Source organism: Acinetobacter sp. YH12233, from assembly GCF_013417725.1.
Taxonomy (GTDB): Bacteria; Pseudomonadota; Gammaproteobacteria; order Pseudomonadales; family Moraxellaceae; genus Acinetobacter.
The window spans coordinates 25,283-44,999 of the sequence record NZ_VPDK01000023.1; the positions used below are offsets into that span (position 1 = coordinate 25,283).

Below are 19,717 nucleotides of genomic sequence, written 5' to 3' on the forward strand. Positions count from 1 at the left end.
GTAGGATGAAGCGACCTGTTGAAGTCAGATTTTATGATGGGGTTTTGGCCGAAGCCCAGCGTGCATGGATTGTCCCTGATCAGCAACGCGGGATTGCCCTAAAGCTTAGTGAAGAAACACCCAAGCAAGTGAGCGAGGCTGACTTTTATTTTACTTATCCCGATATGGCGTATATTAGCGGGGTCGGGGGACGTAAACCGATTATCGAATTACCTGAAGATCGTCGGATTGAATTTTTGACCAAAGCACCGCATTGGCTGAAGATTAAATCCAAAGAAATCTATCATGCCATATGGAAATTTGAACGTTCTCCACTCCTGATTTTCTTCTCGATGATTATCGTGATATGTGCGGTAATTTTTATTCTTAAATGGGGAATTCCTTATACCGCTCAGCAGCTCGCTCAATTACTTCCCGAACAGACCTTGATCGAGGTAGGAAATCAAACTGAGCAGAAATTAATTGAGCAAACTGAGCCATCCAAGCTCTCCGCAGAGCATCAAGCACATCTAAAAAAATTGTATGAACAAAAAATTGCAGTAGGGAAACCCGCTAAGGTTATTTTCCGTCAAGGCGGAGAAATCATGAGACTTAATGCAGCTGCGATTCCGAACAATACCATTATTGTCACCGATGAACTGGTCAAGCTCAGTGGCGCAGATGAAGAAGTTCTTGCAGTACTGGCGCATGAACAAGGTCATCTGGTACAAAAACATAGCATGCAAAAAGTGATTTCCAACCTGGGTGCAGCAGGATTATTTGCCTTGGTAACGGGAGACTTAAGTGATGTCGTGGCGGCATCTATAGCGGTACTCGCCGATGCGGGATATTCACAGGCGCTTGAACTTGCTGCGGATGATTATGCCATGCAACATTTACATCAACAGCAGATATCCAGTATCCATTTGTCGAACTTTTTGCAGCGGGTTGAAAACGCTAGAATCCTGGCAGAGCAGAGTAAAACGATAAAAATGAAAAACTTTACCCTGAATATTGATGGAAAAGAACGGCAAATTACCGAGTCTGAACTGAAATGGTTGCGTTTGATTGGAAAACTCAAAAAAATATCTGGAATCGCATCCCGAGCTGGACAAAAGAATTGAACGGATTCATGCATTCGAAGAAAAAATGAGCCAACCTGTTTAGCCCTGATATTGAGTATAAAAATTCATATCTCTATATCCTGAGGATCGAGGCGTGTTTAGCCTCGATTTTTTATTGATGGATATGCGAGTTTTCCTGTCTTAATCAATCATTTTCATCCAGGTCTAGTGATATTAAGCATAAATACTGTCCAGCGTTACATAGCATTGTATTCACATAACATCCAAGTCACAGTAGCAGGACTGGATTTGGTATAATGAGAAAAATCCAATTTCAGTTAGCCAGGTCCTTTCATGTCCAAGCCTTATTTAATTGCACCTTCTATTTTGTCTGCCGACTTTGCCCGTTTAGGTGAAGAAGTTGAAAATGTACTTCAGGCCGGTGCAGACGTTGTGCATTTCGATGTTATGGATAATCACTATGTACCCAATTTAACCTTTGGCGCAGGTGTATGTAAGGCACTGAAAAAATATGGTATTCAGGCACCTATTGATGTGCATCTCATGGTGAAACCTGTAGATCGCATGATTGGTGACTTTCTGGAAGCAGGCGCAGATATTATTACGTTTCATCCGGAAGCATCTGATCATATTGACCGTTCTTTACAGTTGATCAAATCAGGTGGTGCTAAAGCCGGTCTGGTATTTAATCCAGCGACACCATTGCATTATCTGGATTATGTACTGGATAAGGTTGATCAGGTATTGCTAATGAGTGTGAACCCTGGCTTTGGTGGACAGAAATTCATTCCAATGACTTTGGATAAATTACGTCAGGCGCGCAAGATCATTGATGCTTCAGGTCGTGATATCCGCTTAGAAGTAGATGGCGGTGTGGGACCAGCAAATATTCGTGAAATTGCAGAAGCTGGTGCAGATATGTTTGTGGCCGGTTCAGCGATTTTTGGCAAGCCAGATTATAAAGCTGTGATTGATGAAATGCGTAGTGAGCTGGCTAAAGTCGGTCAAATCCAGCTTTAATCTCTAAAATGTTTAAGGTGCATAAATCTGTGGATAACTTTATGGATAAGTGTGTAGATATCTATGTTGATAACCATATGGATATGTTGCATATTTTGTAATCGTTTGTAGCCTGATTGATTGTATCTTAGACAAAATTTGTATAAAAAGAACTCAATTGGAGTTCTTTTTACATATGTCAGCCCTTGATTTTAGTGGTCGTTTATTCATCAAAGGTTAATAATCAAGCCAAACAAAAAGTGATCAATAGGTCTTAGTTTTGTGTTTCATTGTGTAAGATCTCCACGCTATTTTTAAATTTAATTCATGTGCATAACTTAATAATATGGACTTATTCCTTGTTTGTTTTTCTTACTCAAGTCTCTGTAATGCCATAACACGATGTCCCATGTTGGCGTTCCTTAAGATAGGCTGAAATCTTCAAGTTGTCCTGAGCATTTGAGTAAGACATGGTTAAGTTAATTCTCATTCAGTCAAATTTTGTAAACGGCAGTTTGGTTTTGTCATCTGTTTTATAAGATGTTTATTTTTTTAGGGGGAACGACCTCCCTTGTTGATTAAATTTATAAAATTCAACAAGAAAAATCGTCAGGACGGCCTGACTCTGTTAATTAGGAGGAGGGCAATATGGCCTGGATTATACTTGTATTCGCTGGACTATTTGAGATTGTCTGGGCCTATTCCATGAAGCTCTCAGAGGGTTTTACTAAACTCACACCGAGTATTTTTACGATTGTTTTTATGGTGCTCAGTTTTGTATTACTGGCCTATGCCATGCGTACTTTGCCTCTAGGAACTGCCTATACCATCTGGACGGGCATTGGCGCAGTCGGCTCATTTCTGGTCGGTGTTATAGTTTTAGGTGAACCTGCTTCTGCTATGCGTATGCTGGCTGCGGTGCTGATTATTTCCGGACTTGTTTTGATGAAATTATCCTCCTCCTAAGAGCTGTTGAGCAGTTCTGATTTCGAGTAAAATAAAAACTGGCAAGCTTGATTCTGTAGGAGTAGGGCCATGCAGCTCAGTTATATTTATATGGACTCGCCTGTAGGGCAGTTGCAGCTGGTCGCCAATGAAACGGCGCTGGTAGCTGTACTCTGGGATTGTGAAAAACCGAATCGGGTCAGGTTGGCAACTCTGGTTGAAGATCCACAGCATCCTGTATTGATAGAAGCTCGGCGTCAGCTTCAAGAATATTTTGCCGGTCAGCGCAATGTTTTTGAACTGCCTTTAGATTTTGCCGGTACTGATTTTCAAAAAAAAGTCTGGCAGGCTTTGCTGAATATTCCTTATGGACAGACCCGAAGTTACCGGGAAATCGCTGAACAGGTCGGTAATGTTAAAGCAGTACGCGCCGTGGGTGCTGCTAATGGTAAAAACCCGATTTCGATTATTGCACCTTGTCATCGGGTGATTGGCAGTAGTGGTAAGCTGGTAGGCTTTGCGGGTGGTCTGGATAAAAAAGAAATTCTGTTAAATATTGAGCGAACCCATTAAGATCAAAATCATAAAATTAATGAAAATTAAAATATGGATCAGTTCGCAACACTAATCTTAGGCCAACTCTGGTCCAGTTTATGGTGGGTTCTTCTACTTTTTATTGGTTTAATCATTTTTAAGTTATTTAAACCATTTTTAAAAGGGAAGCTGGGAGAGTTCGCTGTTGCCACGCATGTCAAACTTTATCTGAAAGACCCTGAGTATCGGTTATTAAACGATTTGACTCTTCCAGATGGAGAAGGGAGCACAACACAAATTGATCATTTCTTATTAAGTCCTTATGGCCTGTTTGTGATTGAAACCAAAAACTATAAAGGCTGGATCTTTGGTAGCAAGCGACAAAAAACCTGGACGCAAAAACTTTATAAAAATAGCTATAAATTTCAAAATCCGATTCATCAGAATTATAAGCACATCAAAGTTCTGGAGCAGTTGCTGGTTGATATTATTGAGCCAGCCCAGCTGCATTCTGTGATTGTATTTATGCCAGATGCGGTATTCAAAACCCCAATGCCGAATTATGTATTTCGGGGTGCAGGTTGGACAGATTATGTAAAAAGCTTTAATCAGCGAGTTATTTCTGACACCAAGATTAAACATATCCAGATTCGCTTGGAGAAGGAAGTACTAGAAAAATCCTGGAAAACCAACCGTGAACATGTTGCAAATTTAAACAGGCGGCAATCCGAATAAAAAAGCCTTTGAATCATTCAAAGGCTTTTTTCTTAATTTTTCGAGGCTTTTAGCTTTTCAGTAATTTCAACCAGCTGTTTAATCCGTTTAACCTCATCCCAGAGTGCTTTAGCTTCAGGATAATGCTTGGACATCATCCCCAACCATTGTTTGTAACGGCCGACCATATTCATTTCCTTTTTATAGGAACCATTCAGGAAACGGATTTGCAGTTTCAGTAGTTCATTCCAGGTGATGAGCGGCTCATCAGAATTCTGGCGAATACATTGGGTCAGATCAGGTGTAGTGACCGCACCACGGCCAATCATCAGGTCTTCACAGCCTGATTCTAGCTGACATTGCTTGGCATCGGTATTGGTCCAGATTTCACCATTGGCAATCACATTGATTTTTAGTGCTTCACGAATCGGTTGCAGTTGGTCCCAGAAGGCTGGCGGAGTATAGCCATCGGCTTTGGTTCGTGCATGGACAGTGACCCAGGCCGCTCCAGCATCTTCAATGGCATGGGCATTTTCCATCATGAAGTTGCGATCCATATAACCCAGACGCATTTTCGCCGAAACCGGGATATGTGCAGGCACTGCATCACGAACAGCTTTGACCAATTCATAGACGACTTCAGGTTCATCTAGCAGCACTGAACCACCACGGTGACGATTCACGGTTTTAGCTGGGCAACCGAAATTCATATCAATTGCAGGCGCGCCCATGGCAGCGACCTTCACTGCATTGGCTGCCAGCATTTCCGGATTATTTCCCAGAAACTGTACATGCACCGGCGTACCGGCAGCAGTTTTGCCCTCATTTAACAGTTCAGGGCAGTAGGTGTGATAGATATGATCTGGTAGCACCGAATCCGTGACACGAATAAACTCGGTTACACACCAGTCGAAGCTCCCGACGGATGTCAGTACATCGCGCATAATCGGGTCAGTTAAGCCTTCCATGGGTGCAAGAACAAGTTTCAATGGTCAACACCTGTTAATTCGAAAAACGGTGTTATACGGCTTTTTGGTGGGAAAGTCCAGGCAGTTTAATTTTCATATGAATTGCAGAAAAAGATTGAGTGTGAATGAGTATCTATTGATCTTTTGCTATCTAAATAAAAAACCTTAAATCGGCTGATTTAAGGTTTGGATTTAAAGCTTGAAAATCTAATATTGTCTTAATCGACCAGCTTTTCAACTTTCATGCTTTCACGATAATACTGACAGCCTTTATACAGTAGGAATACACCAATCAGGCCGGCTATCGCATTGACGATAGAAATTGAATTCCCCACCATTAGGGTATTTTCATAATATCGGTCTGTAATCAGCGCCACCGCAGTTGTACCCACACCGAGTGCAATCAGGTTAGAAATCAACAGGAATTTGGCTGATACCTGAGAGCGCAACTGGTTTGGTGTCAACATCTGGGTAGCAGCGGCTGATGCTGGAATCGGGAAGGTGGAGAAGAACATGGCGACAAAGATCAGTGCGAATGAAAGCTGCATATTGTCGACCTGAGTAAATAGCACACTTGGAATGATCAGGGCAGCACAGCCAATTGCACCGGCACGAATCGCTGCATCGCTATAGCCACGTTTAGAAAAGAAGTCGATGAGCCAGCCACAGAATAGGGCGCCTGAAGTATTTGCGACAAGAATAATACTTCCAAGGATATATCCGGTCTGGCTTGCATCCAGGCCAAAGTGACGCATGTAGTAGGCCGGTGCCCAGCCGAGCAGGGAATACAGCATCATGGTATAGAAAGAGAAGCCAATAAAATGACAGAAGAATGTCTTTTTATGGGTTTTGATAAAACCGATGGAATTCTTAAAAGATGCTTTCACTGCGACACCATTCGCATCCATTTTGAGGCCTTTACGCTCGGGTTCACGTACGGTCAAAATCATGAGCAGCGCCAGCAATACACCCGGTAAACCGACAATCATAAAGGTCAGTTGCCAAGTCTTGATCTCACCAATTACCGGTAAAGTGACAAAGCTAACATCTTTGAGCAGACCAATCACATAACCGCCGATCAGGAACGCCAGCCCTGAACCGATAAAAGCACCAATCGCATATACGCCTAGCGCACGACCCAGTTTATGTTTAGGGAATAGATCCGCTACGATTGAGTAAAAAGCAGGAGATAGGGCTGCCTCACCTGCACCGACACTGAGGCGAGCCAGGAACATCTGGATAAAGTTTTTGCTGAGACCGCAGGCTGCAGTTGCCAGACTCCAGAAAGCAATCCCAACCGAAATAATTTTCACACGAGACTTTTTATCTGCGAGTGCCGCAATTGGTACGCCCATAAAGGCATAGAACAGGGAAAATGCTAGACCTTGTAACAGGCTGAACTGGGTATCACTGAGCATCAAGTCGGCCTTAATCGGCTCAATCATCAAGGATAAAATCTGGCGGTCTACAAAAGACAAAATATAGGCCACCATACAGATGATCACCACATACCATTGATAGCTACTACGTTCTGGAGCTGCTGGTGGAATTTCTGTAGCTACCTGTTCGGGGATAGGCGTAGTAATTTTTAGATGAGAATCGAGTGGTTGGACGTCATTGTCAACCTTGTCTATGACCAATGTTTTTTCATTCATCATGCAACATCCTGTGCAAGTTATAGTGATTGGTTTATTTGATACAAATTTAATTATTTTTATTTTTAATGTGTATCAATTAATCTAATCTAGGAGTAATTTGCACAGCCGTCAATATGTCTGTATTAAAAAGATACAATTATTTTCAAATAAATAAAAAAGGGAATCAAATAGATTCCCTTCTTACTTTAAGTGTCTGAAAATATTTGTTAAGCAGCTTTTTCTACGAGAGTTAGGATGTCATAGGTCGCGACCAGTTCATTGCGCTGGTTTTTCACTTTGATGTCCCAAACCACGACACCATGCGGTTTTTGCTCATCACGCAGTGGTTTAGGTGTTTTTTGCTTGCAGGTCAGTTCTACCTGAATGGTATCACCAATTTTCACCGGTTCTACGAAGCGTAGGTTGTCCATGCCGTAGTTGGCAATAACCGGACCTGGAGCAGCATCAACAAACAAGCCAGCAGCGGCAGAAACAATGAAGTAACCATGTGCGACGCGTTCACCGAACAGGGATTCTGCAGCCGCAATCTTGTCCATATGTGCATAGAAGTAATCACCACTTAAACCACCAAAGTTGACAATATCAGCTTCAGTAATGGTACGGCGTGCAGTCAGCAGGCGTTCACCGATCCGCAGTTCATCAAAGGATTTCTTGAATGGATGCACGCGGTCTTCAAATACCTCCGCACCCGCGGTCCAGCTATGACCGACCTGAGTCAGCACATTTGGTGAGCCTTGAATAGCAGTACGCTGCATATAGTGTTTCACTGCACGCAGACCACCGAGTTCCTCACCACCGCCAGCACGCCCCGGACCACCATGCACTAACAATGGCAGTGGTGAACCATGACCGGTACTTTCCTTAGCGCTTTCACGATCCAGAATATGCACACGACCATGCCAAGGCGCGATCTTGCTGAGTAGCTGTTCAATATTTTCATCATGGTTACGCACGATTGAAGCGACCAGACTGCCTTCACCACGAGCTACTAATGTTGCCAGTTGTGGTAGGTCACTATAGGGCATCAATGTAACCACTGGGCCAAAGGCTTCGATATTATGAATCTGTTGGGCCTGTACCGGATCTTTACATAACAATACTGTTGGTGGATAGAAAGCAGATTTTTCCGGATGTGCGACCTGGATGGCAAAGTCCTGGCGCAGGTGGCTACCTATGATGATTTCAGCTTCCTGTGCCAGCTGTTCTACCTTGGCAGCAACATCATGCTTCTGTTTAACGCTGGCCAGAGCACCCATGGTTACGCCGTCCTGTGCAGGATCACCGATGACCACTTTCTGTAGTTTTTCAGTCAGGCGTTGTTGTACGGTATCGAGCAATGCTGCTGGCACAAAGGCACGACGAATTGCAGTACATTTTTGTCCGGCCTTGGTTGTCATTTCACGGAAGACTTCACGCACAAACAGGTCAATGGTTTCATCGTTGGCTTGCTGGGTCAGGATGGCGCTGTTCACCGAATCGGCTTCCATGCTGAATGGAATGGAGTGGGCATTCAGGTGTGGATGCGCACGCAGTTTCTGGCCGGTAGCAGCCGAACCTGTGAAGGTTACCGTATCCTGTGCATTCAGGTGATCAAACAGGTCATAAGTCTGTCCGCAGATCAGCTGAAGGGTGCCTTCTGGCAGTAAATTGCTGGCTAAAATGTCTTTAACGACTGCATGTGTCAGTTCTGCGCCTTCTGTTGCCGGCTTCACAATACATGGCACACCGGCTAGTAGAGTAGGTGCAATTTTTTCCAGCATACCCCAGATTGGGAAGTTAAATGCATTGATATGTACGGCCACACCGGCTTTCGGGCTCAGGATATGTTTAGCACCAAAGCTGCCCTGTTTGGACAATGGAATCCAGGCATCTTCAACCAGTGCCGTTTCATCGCTGAGTTCACGGCGAACCAGACTTGAATAGGCAAACAGAGTGCCGATCCCACCTTCAATATCAATCCAGGCATCTTTGCGGGTACAGCCGGTTGCGGCTGCCAAGCGGTAATAATCTTCCTTACGTTCCAGTAAATATTGTGCCACCTGTTTCAGGGCGTTGGCACGCTGGTGGAAGGTCCAGTGGGCAATAGCAGCACCTTTCTGTTTGGCATATTGCACTACGTTATGCATGTCGATGCCGTGACTGCTGACTTGATAAATCGCTTCACCGCTAATGGCGTGATAGACCGTACGCAAGTCATTTTGTGCGCTATGTTCACCACCTAAAACCAGTGAACTCAATACTTTAACTTTAGCTGCGTAATGCGCCTGTGTGTCGTCCTGAAGATCCGTACTCTGGGTTGTGCTGTCCAGTTCCAACATTGTATAACTCCATTTATGATACGTTGTTGAGTTTATTTTTACTTTTGATGTTTCATAAATTGCAATCAAAAAACTTAAATGTCAATCATAATCCGCAAACAAAAAAGTAACTTTCATGTAATTAAAAATTTAAAAACAATAAAAACAATAGCTTAATAGAAAATGCTTTTAAAAAATATATGATACTTAAAAAATAGTATTGATTTTATATTTGTATCGTTTTAATTTGATTGTATCAGCACTTGGGATAAGTGAGACAAACATGAATAAGCAACAACAAACATTCGATCAGAAGATAGAGCAGGACATTTCGATTGAAGCGAAGGACTGGATGCCGGATGCCTATAGAAAGACCCTGATCCGCCAGATTGGCCAGCATGGACATTCAGAAGTGATTGGCATGCTGCCAGAAGGTAATTGGATTACCCGCGCACCGACTTTGAAACGTAAAGCGGTATTGCTGGCTAAAGTACAAGATGAAGCAGGGCATGGCCTATACCTCTACAGTGCAGCAGAAACGCTAGGTGCAGACCGTGATGACATGATGGAAAAGCTGATTGCTGGCCGCATGAAATATTCATCCATTTTTAACTATCCAACTCTGACCTGGGCAGATGTAGCGGCGATTGGCTGGCTGGTAGATGGTGCTGCAATCGTCAATCAGGTGGCGTTATGCCGTACCTCTTATGGTCCTTATGCACGTGCCATGGTGCGTATCTGTAAAGAAGAAAGTTTCCACCAGCGTCAGGGCTTTGAGGCCATGATGCAACTGGCACAAGGCACGCCAGAACAGAAACAAATGGCACAGGATGCAGTGAATCGTTTCTGGTGGCCGGCATTAATGATGTTTGGTCCAAGTGATGACAATTCTCCAAACAGTGCGCAAAGCATGCAGTGGAAAATCAAATTATTCAGTAATGATGCATTGCGTCAGAAATTTGTCGATAACACTGTGCCGCAAGTATTGCAGCTTGGCCTAACTGTACCGGATCCAGACCTGAAGTTTAATGAAGAAACAGGCCACTATGAATTTGGCGAAGTGAACTGGGATGAGTTTTTCGATGTACTGGCAGGCAAAGGTCCATGCAACCACGAACGTATTGAAGCACGTCGCAAGGCTTGGGAAGACGGCAAATGGGTGCGTGAATCAGCAGCAGTTTATGCCAGCAAGCAACAGCAGCAGTCAGATCAACGAAAAATCGCTTAAGGCAACGGAATAGCACAAGGATATGCAAATGAACAAGAATAACTGGTCTTTATACGAAGTATTTATTCGCAGCAAACAGGGTCTGAGCCACCGTCATGTCGGCAGCCTGCGCGCCCCTGATGATGAAATTGCCCTGCAAAATGCCCGTGACGTCTATACCCGTCGCAATGAAGGTGTAAGTATCTGGGTCGTGAAATCTGAACTGATTACCTCATCTCAACCAGATGAAAAATCGGAGTTTTTTGATCCTTCATTGAACAAGGTCTACCGTCATCCGACCTTCTATCACATTCCAGATGGCATCGAACACATGTAAGGTGGAGGAAAGAGCAATGACGAATCAGGTATTGGCACAATTTTTACTGCATGTTGGCGACAGCCAACTCATCCTTTCACACCGTCTGGCAGAGTGGTGCGGTCACGCACCGGAGCTAGAGCTGGATATTGCATTGGCAAATATCGGTTTGGACCTGCTGGGTCAGGCACGTACCGCGTTGAGTCTAGCCAGTGAAATTGAAGGGCAAGGTCGTGATGAAGACAAACTGGCCTATTTCCGTACCGAGCGTGAATACCGCAACCTATTGCTGTGCGAACAGCCAAATAATGACTTTGGTCAAACCATTGTGCGTCAATGGTTGATGGATCATTACCATGCTTTGCTGTTTGCAGCCCTGAGCAATAGCAGGAATGAAGAGATTTCCTCATTCGCCATCAAGTCGCTGAAAGAGGTGAAATACCATTTGCGTTTTTCTACTGCATGGATGGAACGCCTGAGCTTAGGTACGGCAGAAGCACATGAAAAAATTCAGCATGGTCTAAACCAGCTATGGCGTTTTACTGAAGAGCTGTTCAGCCTGACTGCAGATGAACGTCAGCTGGTTGATGCTCACCTGATTCCTGACCTTGAACTGCTGAAACCAAAATGGCTGGAAACCATATCTGCCGAGCTGCAACGTTTTGAACTGAGCATGCCAGAAAGCGGCGCTTACCGTAGCGGTGCCAAGCAAGGACTACATACCGAACATCTAGGTTATGTACTGACGGAACTGCAATATATGCAGCGCAGCTATCCAGGCATGAACTGGTAAATCCAGCACATCACAGGGAGTGAGTGGCATGAACTTGATTAGACATGTAGAAGATCAATGCTGGGAAGTCCTGGCACAGGTTTCCGATCCGGAAATCCCGGTCCTGTCGGTCCTTGACCTAGGCATGATTCGTGGGGTGGAGATCAACTCGCAGGAGGAAATCATCGTCCGATTGACCCCCACCTATAGTGGCTGTCCGGCAACCGATCTGCTCAAGGCGGAAATCACCCAGGCATTTGCAGCACATGAGCTGACGCCGGTCAAAGTTGTGGTCGATCTGTCAGAAGCATGGACCACCGACTGGATGAGTGAGGAAGGCAAACAGAAGCTGCAGCAATATGGTATTGCTCCGCCCAAAGGTGGTTCAAACAGCTGCGGTACCCATGTCGCACTCAGCGATGGCATCCAGTGTCCACATTGTCATAGCCACCACACCCGATTACTCAGTGAATTCAGTTCAACCGCTTGCAAGGCGCTGTACAAATGTCAGGAATGCTTGGAGCCGTTTGACTATTTTAAATGTATTTAAGGGCTTAAGCGCACAAGCCATAACAATAAAGCGTGAGATCGCCACAGCTTAAGAAGGATTTTGAAATGAGCCAGTTTATTCCGTTAACCATTAAATCTATTCAGCCTCAGACTGAACAGGCAATTTGCATTGCTTTTGAACTGAGTCCGGAACATGCCGAAAATTTTCAGTATCAGCCGGGCCAACACCTGACCATCCGTCATCTTACAGAACAGGAAGAATTGCGCCGTTGCTATTCGATCTGTAGCGATAGTGATGAAGACATGAGTATTGCGATCAAGAAAATTGATCAAGGCCAGTTCTCAGCCTGGGCCAATGAAAACCTGAAAGTGGGCGATGTACTGGAAGTGATGCCACCACAAGGTGTGTTTTTCCAGAAAGCGGCCAAGACTGGTGGTAAACATTATCTGGGTTTTGCTGCAGGTAGTGGCATTACACCAATTTTGTCTATTGTCAAAGCAGTGTTGAGCCGTAAGCAAGATGCCACTTTTACCCTGGTTTATGGTAACCGTTCCTGGAAACAGACCATGTTCTCTGAACAGATCATGGATCTGAAAGACCGTTTTAAAGAGCGTTTGCAACTGATCAATATTTTCTCGCGTGAACTGAATGACAGCGAGATTTTCAATGGTCGTATTGATGCAGAAAAACTGCAGCAGCTGTTCCAGGCAGGCCTGATTCCAGCAGAAACCGATCACTGCTTTGCCTGTGGCCCTGAAGAAATGATGAATGCAGTAGAAACCGTTTTGCCAACCCTTGGGATCGAACGCAGCAAAATTCACACCGAACGCTTCAATACCGGGGCTGCACCAAAAGCATCTGCACAGCAGATCGAAAGCCGTACCGAGGAAAAGGTCAACATCATTCTGGATGGTCGTGAGCTGATCATTGAAGTATCCAAACAGGATGACAGCATTCTGGATGCCGCTTTACGTGCAGGTGCGGATCTGCCTTATGCCTGCAAGGGCGGGGTATGTGCAACCTGTAAATGTAAGGTGCTGCAGGGTGAAGTGGAAATGGCAATCAACTATAGCCTGGAAGAAGAAGAAATCCAGAAAGGTTATGTGCTGAGCTGTCAGGCGCGTCCAACCACTCGAAATGTTCGTCTCAGTTTCGACGAGTAAAGATTTTAAATTAAGTACTATGCAGATAAATGCATGAACGAAATAGAAACTTAAAAGGTGTGTAATGGATTACCAAACAATTATTGTTGAAGAAAAAAATGCAGTGGGCTACCTGACTTTTAACCGTCCAAAACAGCTCAACAGTTTTAATGAAACCATGCATCAGGAAGTATCTTCTGTCGTAAAACGCTGGGCGCAAGATTCAGCAATTCGCGCAGTGGTGATTTCTGCAGAAGGTCGTGGTTTCTGCGCTGGTCAGGACCTGAACGACCGTGTAGTAGATCCAAATGCTGATGCTCCAGATTTAGGTTTATCCATTGAAAAATACTACAACCCGCTGATTAAACTGATTACTGAAATGCCAAAACCGGTGATCTGTGCCGTAAATGGTGTAGCAGCGGGTGCAGGTGCCAATATTGCTCTGGCTTGTGACATCGTGGTAGCAGCGAAATCTGCTTCATTTATTCAGGCTTTTTGCCGTCTCGGTCTGGTGCCAGATTCAGGGGGTACCTGGTTCCTACCACGCCTGGTTGGCCGTGCTCAAGCGATGGGTCTGGCGATGCTGGGTGACAAAATCTCGGCTGAACGTGCGCTGCAACTCGGCATGATCTGGCAGGTAGTTGAAGATGATCAGTTAAAGGCAGAAACTGAAAAAATGGCTGAACATCTGGCGACTCAGCCGACTTATGGTCTATCCCTGATCAAGAAAGCGATTCATGCCGCTGCAGACAATAATCTGGATGAGCAACTGATTCTGGAGCAGGATCTGCAACGTCTGGCAGGCCGTTCTAGTGATTATCGTGAGGGCGTTCAGGCCTTTATGCAAAAACGCACACCACAATATAAGGGCTGCTAAATCTGCCGGAGATGGATTTGACTCGGCTCAAAGTTGTGCGATTTTTTCCTTTCAGTTATCGCTTAGCAACTTGGTCGAGTTGAATTATTCCCGATAGGTATGAATGTGATACCTATTTGATCTGATGGTTAGCTAGGTCCTATGTTATATGTTGTATTACTCTGATAGTAAATGAAATCTGAAAACATGGGTTTACGTAATATTTTTCTAATCAAGCTATTGATATGTAATTTGTTTTTTATTTTATTTATTCAGATAAATGATTCGGGTGAGTAAATAGAATTTAATATGACACAAATTTACAAATCTTAAAAAATATGTATCGTATTTTTGGTGAAGAGTGATACAACCTGGTATATATTGAACTAAGCAGACAGCGCTAGGACAGGCGCAACAAGTATCGCCAACAGACTGAGGTATGGCGAGCTAAGGAACAAGAACGATGGAACATGTTTATATTTTTGACGGTATTCGTACCCCAATTGGTCGTTACGCAGGTGGTTTGAGCAGTATTCGTACTGATGACCTTGCTGCTTTGCCGATCCAGTATTTAAAACAGCAGCATCCCAACCTGCCATGGGCAGAAGTTGATGAAGTGATTTTAGGCTGTGCCAATCAGGCCAGTGAAGATAATCGTAATGTCGCGCGTATGGCAGCACTTTTAGCGGGCCTGCCGGAAAGTGTACCCGCGATTACTGTAAATCGTCTCTGTGCTTCCGGTCTGGATGCTGTCGGTCTGGCAGCACGTGCAATTAAATCGGGTGAAGCGCAATTTGTAGTCGCCGGTGGGGTAGAATCCATGAGCCGTGCGCCATTTGTACAATCCAAGCCCATCACAGCATTTAGCCGTACTCCGGAAATTTATGACACCACCATTGGCTGGCGTTTTATCAATCCAAAATTCAAGGCAGGTTTCGGCGTAGATAGCATGCCGGAAACGGCAGAAAATGTGGCTGAAAAATATCAGATTAATCGTGAAGATCAGGATCTGTTTACTTATCACAGTCAGCAAAAAACTGCACAGGCACAGCAGAATGGCATTTTTCAGGCAGAAATCCTGCCAGTGGAAATCAAGGGCGCTAAAGGTTCTACTCAGGTGATTACTGAAGATGAGCATCCACGTGCCGATACTACTTTAGAAAAGTTATCTTCTTTAAAAGCACCATTTCGAAAGGAAGGTGGTTCGGTAACTGCGGGTAATGCGTCTGGTGTCAATGACGGTGCAGCCTGTGTGCTACTGGGTAATAAATATTTCGCAGAACAATATGGACTGAAACCGCTAGTACGGGTGGTAGGAATTGCCAGTGCAGGTGTAGAGCCACGCTATATGGGGATTGGACCAGTACCAGCGATACAGAAAGTATTAAAACAGACAAACTTAAGTCTGGAACAGATGGATGTGATCGAACTGAATGAAGCCTTTGCCGCACAGGCACTTGCAGTGCTACGTGAGCTAGGCCTTCAGGATGATGATCCACGAGTCAATCCAAACGGGGGTGCTATTGCCGTTGGCCATCCACTCGGAATGAGCGGTACACGACTCGTGATTACTGCCATGAAAGAATTACAGCGCAAGCAAGGAAAATATGCCCTTTGTACCATGTGTGTCGGTGTTGGACAGGGTGTCGCACTGATTCTGGAAAATGTGGCTTAAGGACTGAATCAAAAGAGAAATCATCAGCAGTCAGGATGACTGCAGCAGGAGCAAGAATATGAATAACAATGCAATGGAACAGATTGAAACCGCTTCAGTAGATGAATTACGTAGCCTGCAATTGGAACGTATGAAAAAAATGATGCAGCATGCCTATCAGAACAGTACGGTTTACAAGAAAAAGTTTGATGAAGCCGGTGTGCATCCGGATGATCTGAAATCACTGGAAGACCTGGCAAAATTCCCCTTTACCACCAAGCAGGATCTGCGCGAAAACTATCCATTTGGCATGTTTGCTGTGCCTCAGGAGCAGATTGTCCGTGTACATGCTTCTTCAGGAACCACAGGTCAGCCTACTGTAGTCGGTTATACCCAGAATGACATTAATACTTGGTCAGATGTGGTGGCACGCTCGTTACGTGCAGCCGGACTCAGCAGTAAAGATACGATTCAGGTATCTTATGGTTACGGCTTGTTTACTGGTGGCCTAGGTGCACATTATGGCGTAGAACGTCTGGGTGCCACCGTAATTCCAATGTCAGGTGGCCAGACCGACAAGCAGGCACAGCTGATTCATGATTTCAAGCCAACAGCTTTAATGGTCACGCCATCTTATTGTCTGAACATTATTGAGTGTCTGGAGAAAAAATTCGGGACTGCCAAGGACTGTTCCATCAAGACCGGGATCTTTGGTGCGGAACCTTGGACCAATGAAATGCGCCGTGAAATCGAAGAACGTCTGGGTATTGATGCACTGGATATTTATGGCCTGTCTGAAGTGATGGGGCCAGGTGTGGCGATGGAATGTCTGGAATCCAAAGATGGACCTACCATCTGGGAAGACCACTTCTATCCTGAAATTATCCATCCGGAAACTGGTGAAGTATTATCTGATGGTGAATTAGGTGAACTGGTATTTACCACTATTACCAAAGAAGGTATGCCAGTGATTCGTTACCGTACCCGTGATCTGACACGCTTATTGCCAGGTACAGCACGTACCATGCGTCGTATGGACAAGATTGTCGGTCGCAGTGATGACATGATGATTATTCGTGGTGTGAATGTGTTCCCATCACAAATTGAAGAGCAAATCCTGCATATTCCGCAGCTTATTCCAAATTATCAGATTCAGATTTGTAAACAGGGTCACCTGGATACATTGCATATTCGTACCGAAATGCGTAAAGATAATGCTATAAATATGACACACCAATTGGCAAATCAGCTGAAAGTACAAATCAAGACCATGGTCGGGATTAGTGTCAGTGTGGAAGTTTTACCGGAAGGTAGCTTGCCACGCTCTGAAGGTAAGGCTCAGCGGGTGTTTGATATCCGAAAGTCCGCTTAAATACGTCTGGATGACAGGCTCAGGTCTGTCATCCGGCTTTAACAAGGTAAATTGAACGTAATGAATCCGAAATTAAAACAAGTAATTGATGATTTCATTCAGAATGAGACCCTCAGTGGAACCTCATTGGTAATGACGATTTTTGGTGACAGTATTTATCACCGCGGGGGAGTCATTAGTCTTGCCAGCCTGATTCAGCTGATGGATGTATTCGGCTTCAATGAGCGTTCTGTGCGTACCGCCGTATTCCGTCTGGTACAAAATGGCTGGCTGAGTTCTGAAAAAATTGGCCGCACCAGTTATTACCGGATTACCGAAAGCAGCCGTCAGCGTTTTATTACCGCAGACCAGAAAATTTACAGCTTCCAACATAATGAATGGGATCAGAAATGGGATCTGGTTCTGCTCAGTTCAGTTGAATTGGAAAATAAACAGATACTAAAAAAAGAACTGGAATGGTTAGGCTTTGCCAATATCGCGACCAATGTCATGGCCTATCCGGGTTGTGATCAGCAGAAATTGCAAAACCTTTTACTGAATAACAAGATGACTGATCAGGTGGTAGTATTCCGTGCTGAAACTTTACAGCTTTGGCAGGAATCTTATCCGACCATTAAACGCATGGTTGAAACCAATTGGCCAATCCCTGAATTGCATCAGCGTTATGAAAAATTTATTAGTGATTTCCGTGAATTTTTCTATCTGGTGGAAAATGAAGAGGAACTGGATCCAGTACAAGCCTTTCAGATTCGTATTCTGCTGATCCATCAATATCGCCGTATTTTACTGAAAGACCCGAATCTGCCATTTGAACTGTTACCAACAGACTGGTTGTCACTGATTGCACGTAACTTAAGTACCAATCTATATCAGGCAGTATTTGCAGCAGGAGATGAGTTTTTCCTGGAGACTGCCCGGACAGCGGAAGGCCTTATGCCACCTGCACATCCACAATTTTATAAACGTTTTGGTGGCTTAAAGCAGCCGGAATTGACTTTTTAATATTTTAAAAAATCATGAATGTAATAGCTCAAGGAGGAGTCTATGCCATGTTATGCGATTGATGGGGTGATTCCTGTCGTCAGCCCTGAAGCTTATATCCATCCTACGGCTGTGCTGATCGGTGATGTGATCATTGAAGCCGGAGTTTATATTGGTCCGTTCGCTTCGCTGCGTGCCGATTTTGGCCGGATTCATATCCAGAAAAATGCCAATGTCCAAGACTCCTGTACCATCCATGGATTTCCGGACAGTGTGACCTTGGTTGAAGAATATGGCCATGTCGGTCATGGTGCCATTCTGCATGGCTGCGTGGTACGAAAAAATGCCTTGATCGGTATGAACAGCGTAATTCTGGATGAGGCCGAGATCGGGGAGAATGTCATTGTTGGGGCCAACAGTACAGTTAAGGCCAAATTCAAAGTGCCAGCGAATAATTTGGTACTTGGCAGTCCGGCAAAAGTCATCCGTCCTTTAGAAGAAAAAGAAATTGTCTGGAAAAGCCATGGCACCGAGCAATATATCCAGCTCACTGCACGTTGTTTGAATACCTTGCAGGAAGTAGAAGCTTTAACTGAAGATTCCGCAGAGCGACGTGATTATCAGAACTTTAAAGCCGATTATCAGATCAAGCAAAATAGTTAAACTCGCTGATTTTTAAAAATTTTAGATAATTAAAATACGCTAATTTTTTAGTTTTAAAATTATTGGAAATGAAACCAAATTACTATTGTCGCCTTTCCGGATCAAGCTAAGCTGTTAGAAAGCAGGTCAGGAAAGTGCAGATGAAAAGTCGGGAATTTAAAGACCATTTCTCCCAGCAGTCTCAAGATTATGCCTTGTTTCGCCCGCATTATCCGGACACTTTGGGGAAGATGCTGGCAGAGCTATCAACGAGTACCAAATTGGCTTTAGACGTCGGCTGTGGCTCAGGACAGTTTTCAGAGGTTTTGGCGCATTATTTTGATCAGATCATTGCCATTGATGCGAGTAGCGAACAAATCGCACAGGCCAAACCTCATCCGAAAATTCAATACCTTCATGCCCTAGCTGAAAATATACCCTTAGCTGATCAAAGTGCTGACCTGATTTCAGTCGCACAAGCTGCCCATTGGCTGGATCTGGACAAGTTCTATGCGGAAGTTCACCGTATTGCAAAATCCAATGCCATTCTGGCTCTTATTAGTTATGGGGTATTCAGCATTGATGAAGAACATCTGAATCATTATTTCAGACATTTTTATGAAGTGACGATCGCACCCTATTGGGCACCTGAACGTCGCCATGTCGATGAAGGATACAAAAATCTGCCATTTCCATTTCAGGAAATTTCTGTACAGCCGCCGGTATTACAAGTCGAGTGGAACTTTTACCAACTGATAGGCTATATGAGTACCTGGTCAGCCGTAAAAGCAGCCACCCAGGCACTCGGACATAATCCGCTGAATGTATTGGCAGATGCCTTATTGCCAGAATGGGAAGATCCGGAATTGCCCCGGGTAGTAAGTTGGCCACTATCGCTACGAGTAGGAAGGGTAAATCCAGATAAAGAGGATAATTAAATAAAAAACCCAGTCTTAACTGTAATGCCAGTCAGTTAAGCAAATATTAGTAAAATGTAGTAAAAATGAGTGTATGTAAATACGCTCATTTTTTTATGACTTTATCTGAAAATTTAGATTGCACCCTTCAACATTCTTTACCTTCAC

At 44.3% G+C, this 19,717-nt stretch carries 19 protein-coding genes; 16 read left to right on the top strand and 3 right to left on the bottom strand.

Annotated elements, in window-relative coordinates:
- The first annotated feature begins 5 nt into the window (after positions 1–5).
- The 5 genes from FTV12_RS11000 to FTV12_RS11020 all read left to right on the top strand — a co-directional run bounded on the left by FTV12_RS11000 (position 6) and on the right by FTV12_RS11020 (position 4,277).
- Positions 6–1,103, top strand: coding sequence for a M48 family metallopeptidase (locus FTV12_RS11000; protein ID WP_257220886.1), 1,098 nt, complete (start codon positions 6–8; stop codon positions 1,101–1,103).
- A 294-nt stretch (positions 1,104–1,397) separates the two neighbouring features.
- The gene (gene rpe, locus FTV12_RS11005; protein WP_034170624.1) at positions 1,398–2,084 is read left to right on the top strand and encodes a ribulose-phosphate 3-epimerase; all 687 of its coding nucleotides are present in this window, start codon (positions 1,398–1,400) and stop codon (positions 2,082–2,084) included.
- Between the two features lie 627 nt (positions 2,085–2,711).
- Entirely contained in the window at positions 2,712–3,029 is a 318-nt protein-coding gene (sugE, locus tag FTV12_RS11010; RefSeq protein ID WP_034170625.1) for a quaternary ammonium compound efflux SMR transporter SugE, read from the top strand.
- 69 nt (positions 3,030–3,098) lie between these two features.
- Positions 3,099–3,581 (top strand): methylated-DNA--[protein]-cysteine S-methyltransferase, encoded by a 483-nt coding sequence (locus tag FTV12_RS11015; RefSeq protein ID WP_034170626.1) that lies wholly within the window; start codon positions 3,099–3,101, stop codon positions 3,579–3,581.
- 33 nt (positions 3,582–3,614) lie between these two features.
- The gene (locus FTV12_RS11020; RefSeq protein WP_180034040.1) at positions 3,615–4,277 is read left to right on the top strand and encodes a nuclease-related domain-containing protein; all 663 of its coding nucleotides are present in this window, start codon (positions 3,615–3,617) and stop codon (positions 4,275–4,277) included.
- A gap of 32 nt (positions 4,278–4,309) precedes the next feature.
- Here the strand turns inward: FTV12_RS11020 and FTV12_RS11025 are convergent, their stop codons facing one another.
- The 3 genes from FTV12_RS11025 to paaZ form a co-directional block, all read right to left on the bottom strand.
- A complete protein-coding gene (locus tag FTV12_RS11025; RefSeq protein ID WP_180034041.1) occupies positions 4,310–5,245 on the bottom strand; it encodes a tRNA-dihydrouridine synthase in 936 nt (311 codons plus the stop codon).
- Between the two features lie 197 nt (positions 5,246–5,442).
- A complete protein-coding gene (locus FTV12_RS11030) occupies positions 5,443–6,882 on the bottom strand; it encodes an MFS transporter (RefSeq protein ID WP_180012882.1) in 1,440 nt (479 codons plus the stop codon).
- A gap of 206 nt (positions 6,883–7,088) precedes the next feature.
- Positions 7,089–9,200 carry a phenylacetic acid degradation bifunctional protein PaaZ gene (gene paaZ / locus FTV12_RS11035; RefSeq protein WP_180034042.1) on the bottom strand — a complete coding sequence of 704 codons (2,112 nt, stop codon included), beginning with the start codon at positions 9,198–9,200 and terminating at the stop codon, positions 7,089–7,091.
- A gap of 262 nt (positions 9,201–9,462) precedes the next feature.
- Between paaZ and paaA the strand changes: the two genes are divergently transcribed.
- The 11 genes from paaA (at position 9,463) to FTV12_RS11090 (ending at position 19,570) form a co-directional block, all read left to right on the top strand.
- The gene (gene paaA / locus FTV12_RS11040) at positions 9,463–10,407 is read left to right on the top strand and encodes a 1,2-phenylacetyl-CoA epoxidase subunit PaaA (protein WP_004783375.1); all 945 of its coding nucleotides are present in this window, start codon (positions 9,463–9,465) and stop codon (positions 10,405–10,407) included.
- A 28-nt stretch (positions 10,408–10,435) separates the two neighbouring features.
- Entirely contained in the window at positions 10,436–10,723 is a 288-nt protein-coding gene (gene paaB, locus FTV12_RS11045; protein WP_004783374.1) for a 1,2-phenylacetyl-CoA epoxidase subunit PaaB, read from the top strand.
- A 16-nt stretch (positions 10,724–10,739) separates the two neighbouring features.
- Entirely contained in the window at positions 10,740–11,495 is a 756-nt protein-coding gene (paaC, locus tag FTV12_RS11050; protein ID WP_180034043.1) for a 1,2-phenylacetyl-CoA epoxidase subunit PaaC, read from the top strand.
- A gap of 28 nt (positions 11,496–11,523) precedes the next feature.
- Positions 11,524–12,024 carry a 1,2-phenylacetyl-CoA epoxidase subunit PaaD gene (paaD, locus tag FTV12_RS11055; RefSeq protein ID WP_180034044.1) on the top strand — a complete coding sequence of 167 codons (501 nt, stop codon included), beginning with the start codon at positions 11,524–11,526 and terminating at the stop codon, positions 12,022–12,024.
- Between the two features lie 65 nt (positions 12,025–12,089).
- The gene (paaE, locus tag FTV12_RS11060) at positions 12,090–13,148 is read left to right on the top strand and encodes a 1,2-phenylacetyl-CoA epoxidase subunit PaaE (RefSeq protein ID WP_180034045.1); all 1,059 of its coding nucleotides are present in this window, start codon (positions 12,090–12,092) and stop codon (positions 13,146–13,148) included.
- 64 nt (positions 13,149–13,212) lie between these two features.
- Positions 13,213–14,004 carry a 2-(1,2-epoxy-1,2-dihydrophenyl)acetyl-CoA isomerase PaaG gene (paaG, locus tag FTV12_RS11065; protein WP_180034046.1) on the top strand — a complete coding sequence of 264 codons (792 nt, stop codon included), beginning with the start codon at positions 13,213–13,215 and terminating at the stop codon, positions 14,002–14,004.
- A gap of 442 nt (positions 14,005–14,446) precedes the next feature.
- The gene (pcaF, locus tag FTV12_RS11070) at positions 14,447–15,658 is read left to right on the top strand and encodes a 3-oxoadipyl-CoA thiolase (RefSeq protein ID WP_180034047.1); all 1,212 of its coding nucleotides are present in this window, start codon (positions 14,447–14,449) and stop codon (positions 15,656–15,658) included.
- A 58-nt stretch (positions 15,659–15,716) separates the two neighbouring features.
- Positions 15,717–17,009, top strand: coding sequence for a phenylacetate--CoA ligase PaaK (paaK, locus tag FTV12_RS11075; RefSeq protein ID WP_180034048.1), 1,293 nt, complete (start codon positions 15,717–15,719; stop codon positions 17,007–17,009).
- 60 nt (positions 17,010–17,069) lie between these two features.
- The gene (gene paaX, locus FTV12_RS11080) at positions 17,070–18,011 is read left to right on the top strand and encodes a phenylacetic acid degradation operon negative regulatory protein PaaX (protein WP_034701554.1); all 942 of its coding nucleotides are present in this window, start codon (positions 17,070–17,072) and stop codon (positions 18,009–18,011) included.
- Positions 18,012–18,053: 42 nt separating this feature from the next.
- Entirely contained in the window at positions 18,054–18,653 is a 600-nt protein-coding gene (locus FTV12_RS11085; protein WP_180017076.1) for a gamma carbonic anhydrase family protein, read from the top strand.
- 140 nt (positions 18,654–18,793) lie between these two features.
- The gene (locus FTV12_RS11090; RefSeq protein WP_180034049.1) at positions 18,794–19,570 is read left to right on the top strand and encodes a class I SAM-dependent methyltransferase; all 777 of its coding nucleotides are present in this window, start codon (positions 18,794–18,796) and stop codon (positions 19,568–19,570) included.
- The last annotated feature ends 147 nt before the right edge of the window (positions 19,571–19,717 follow it).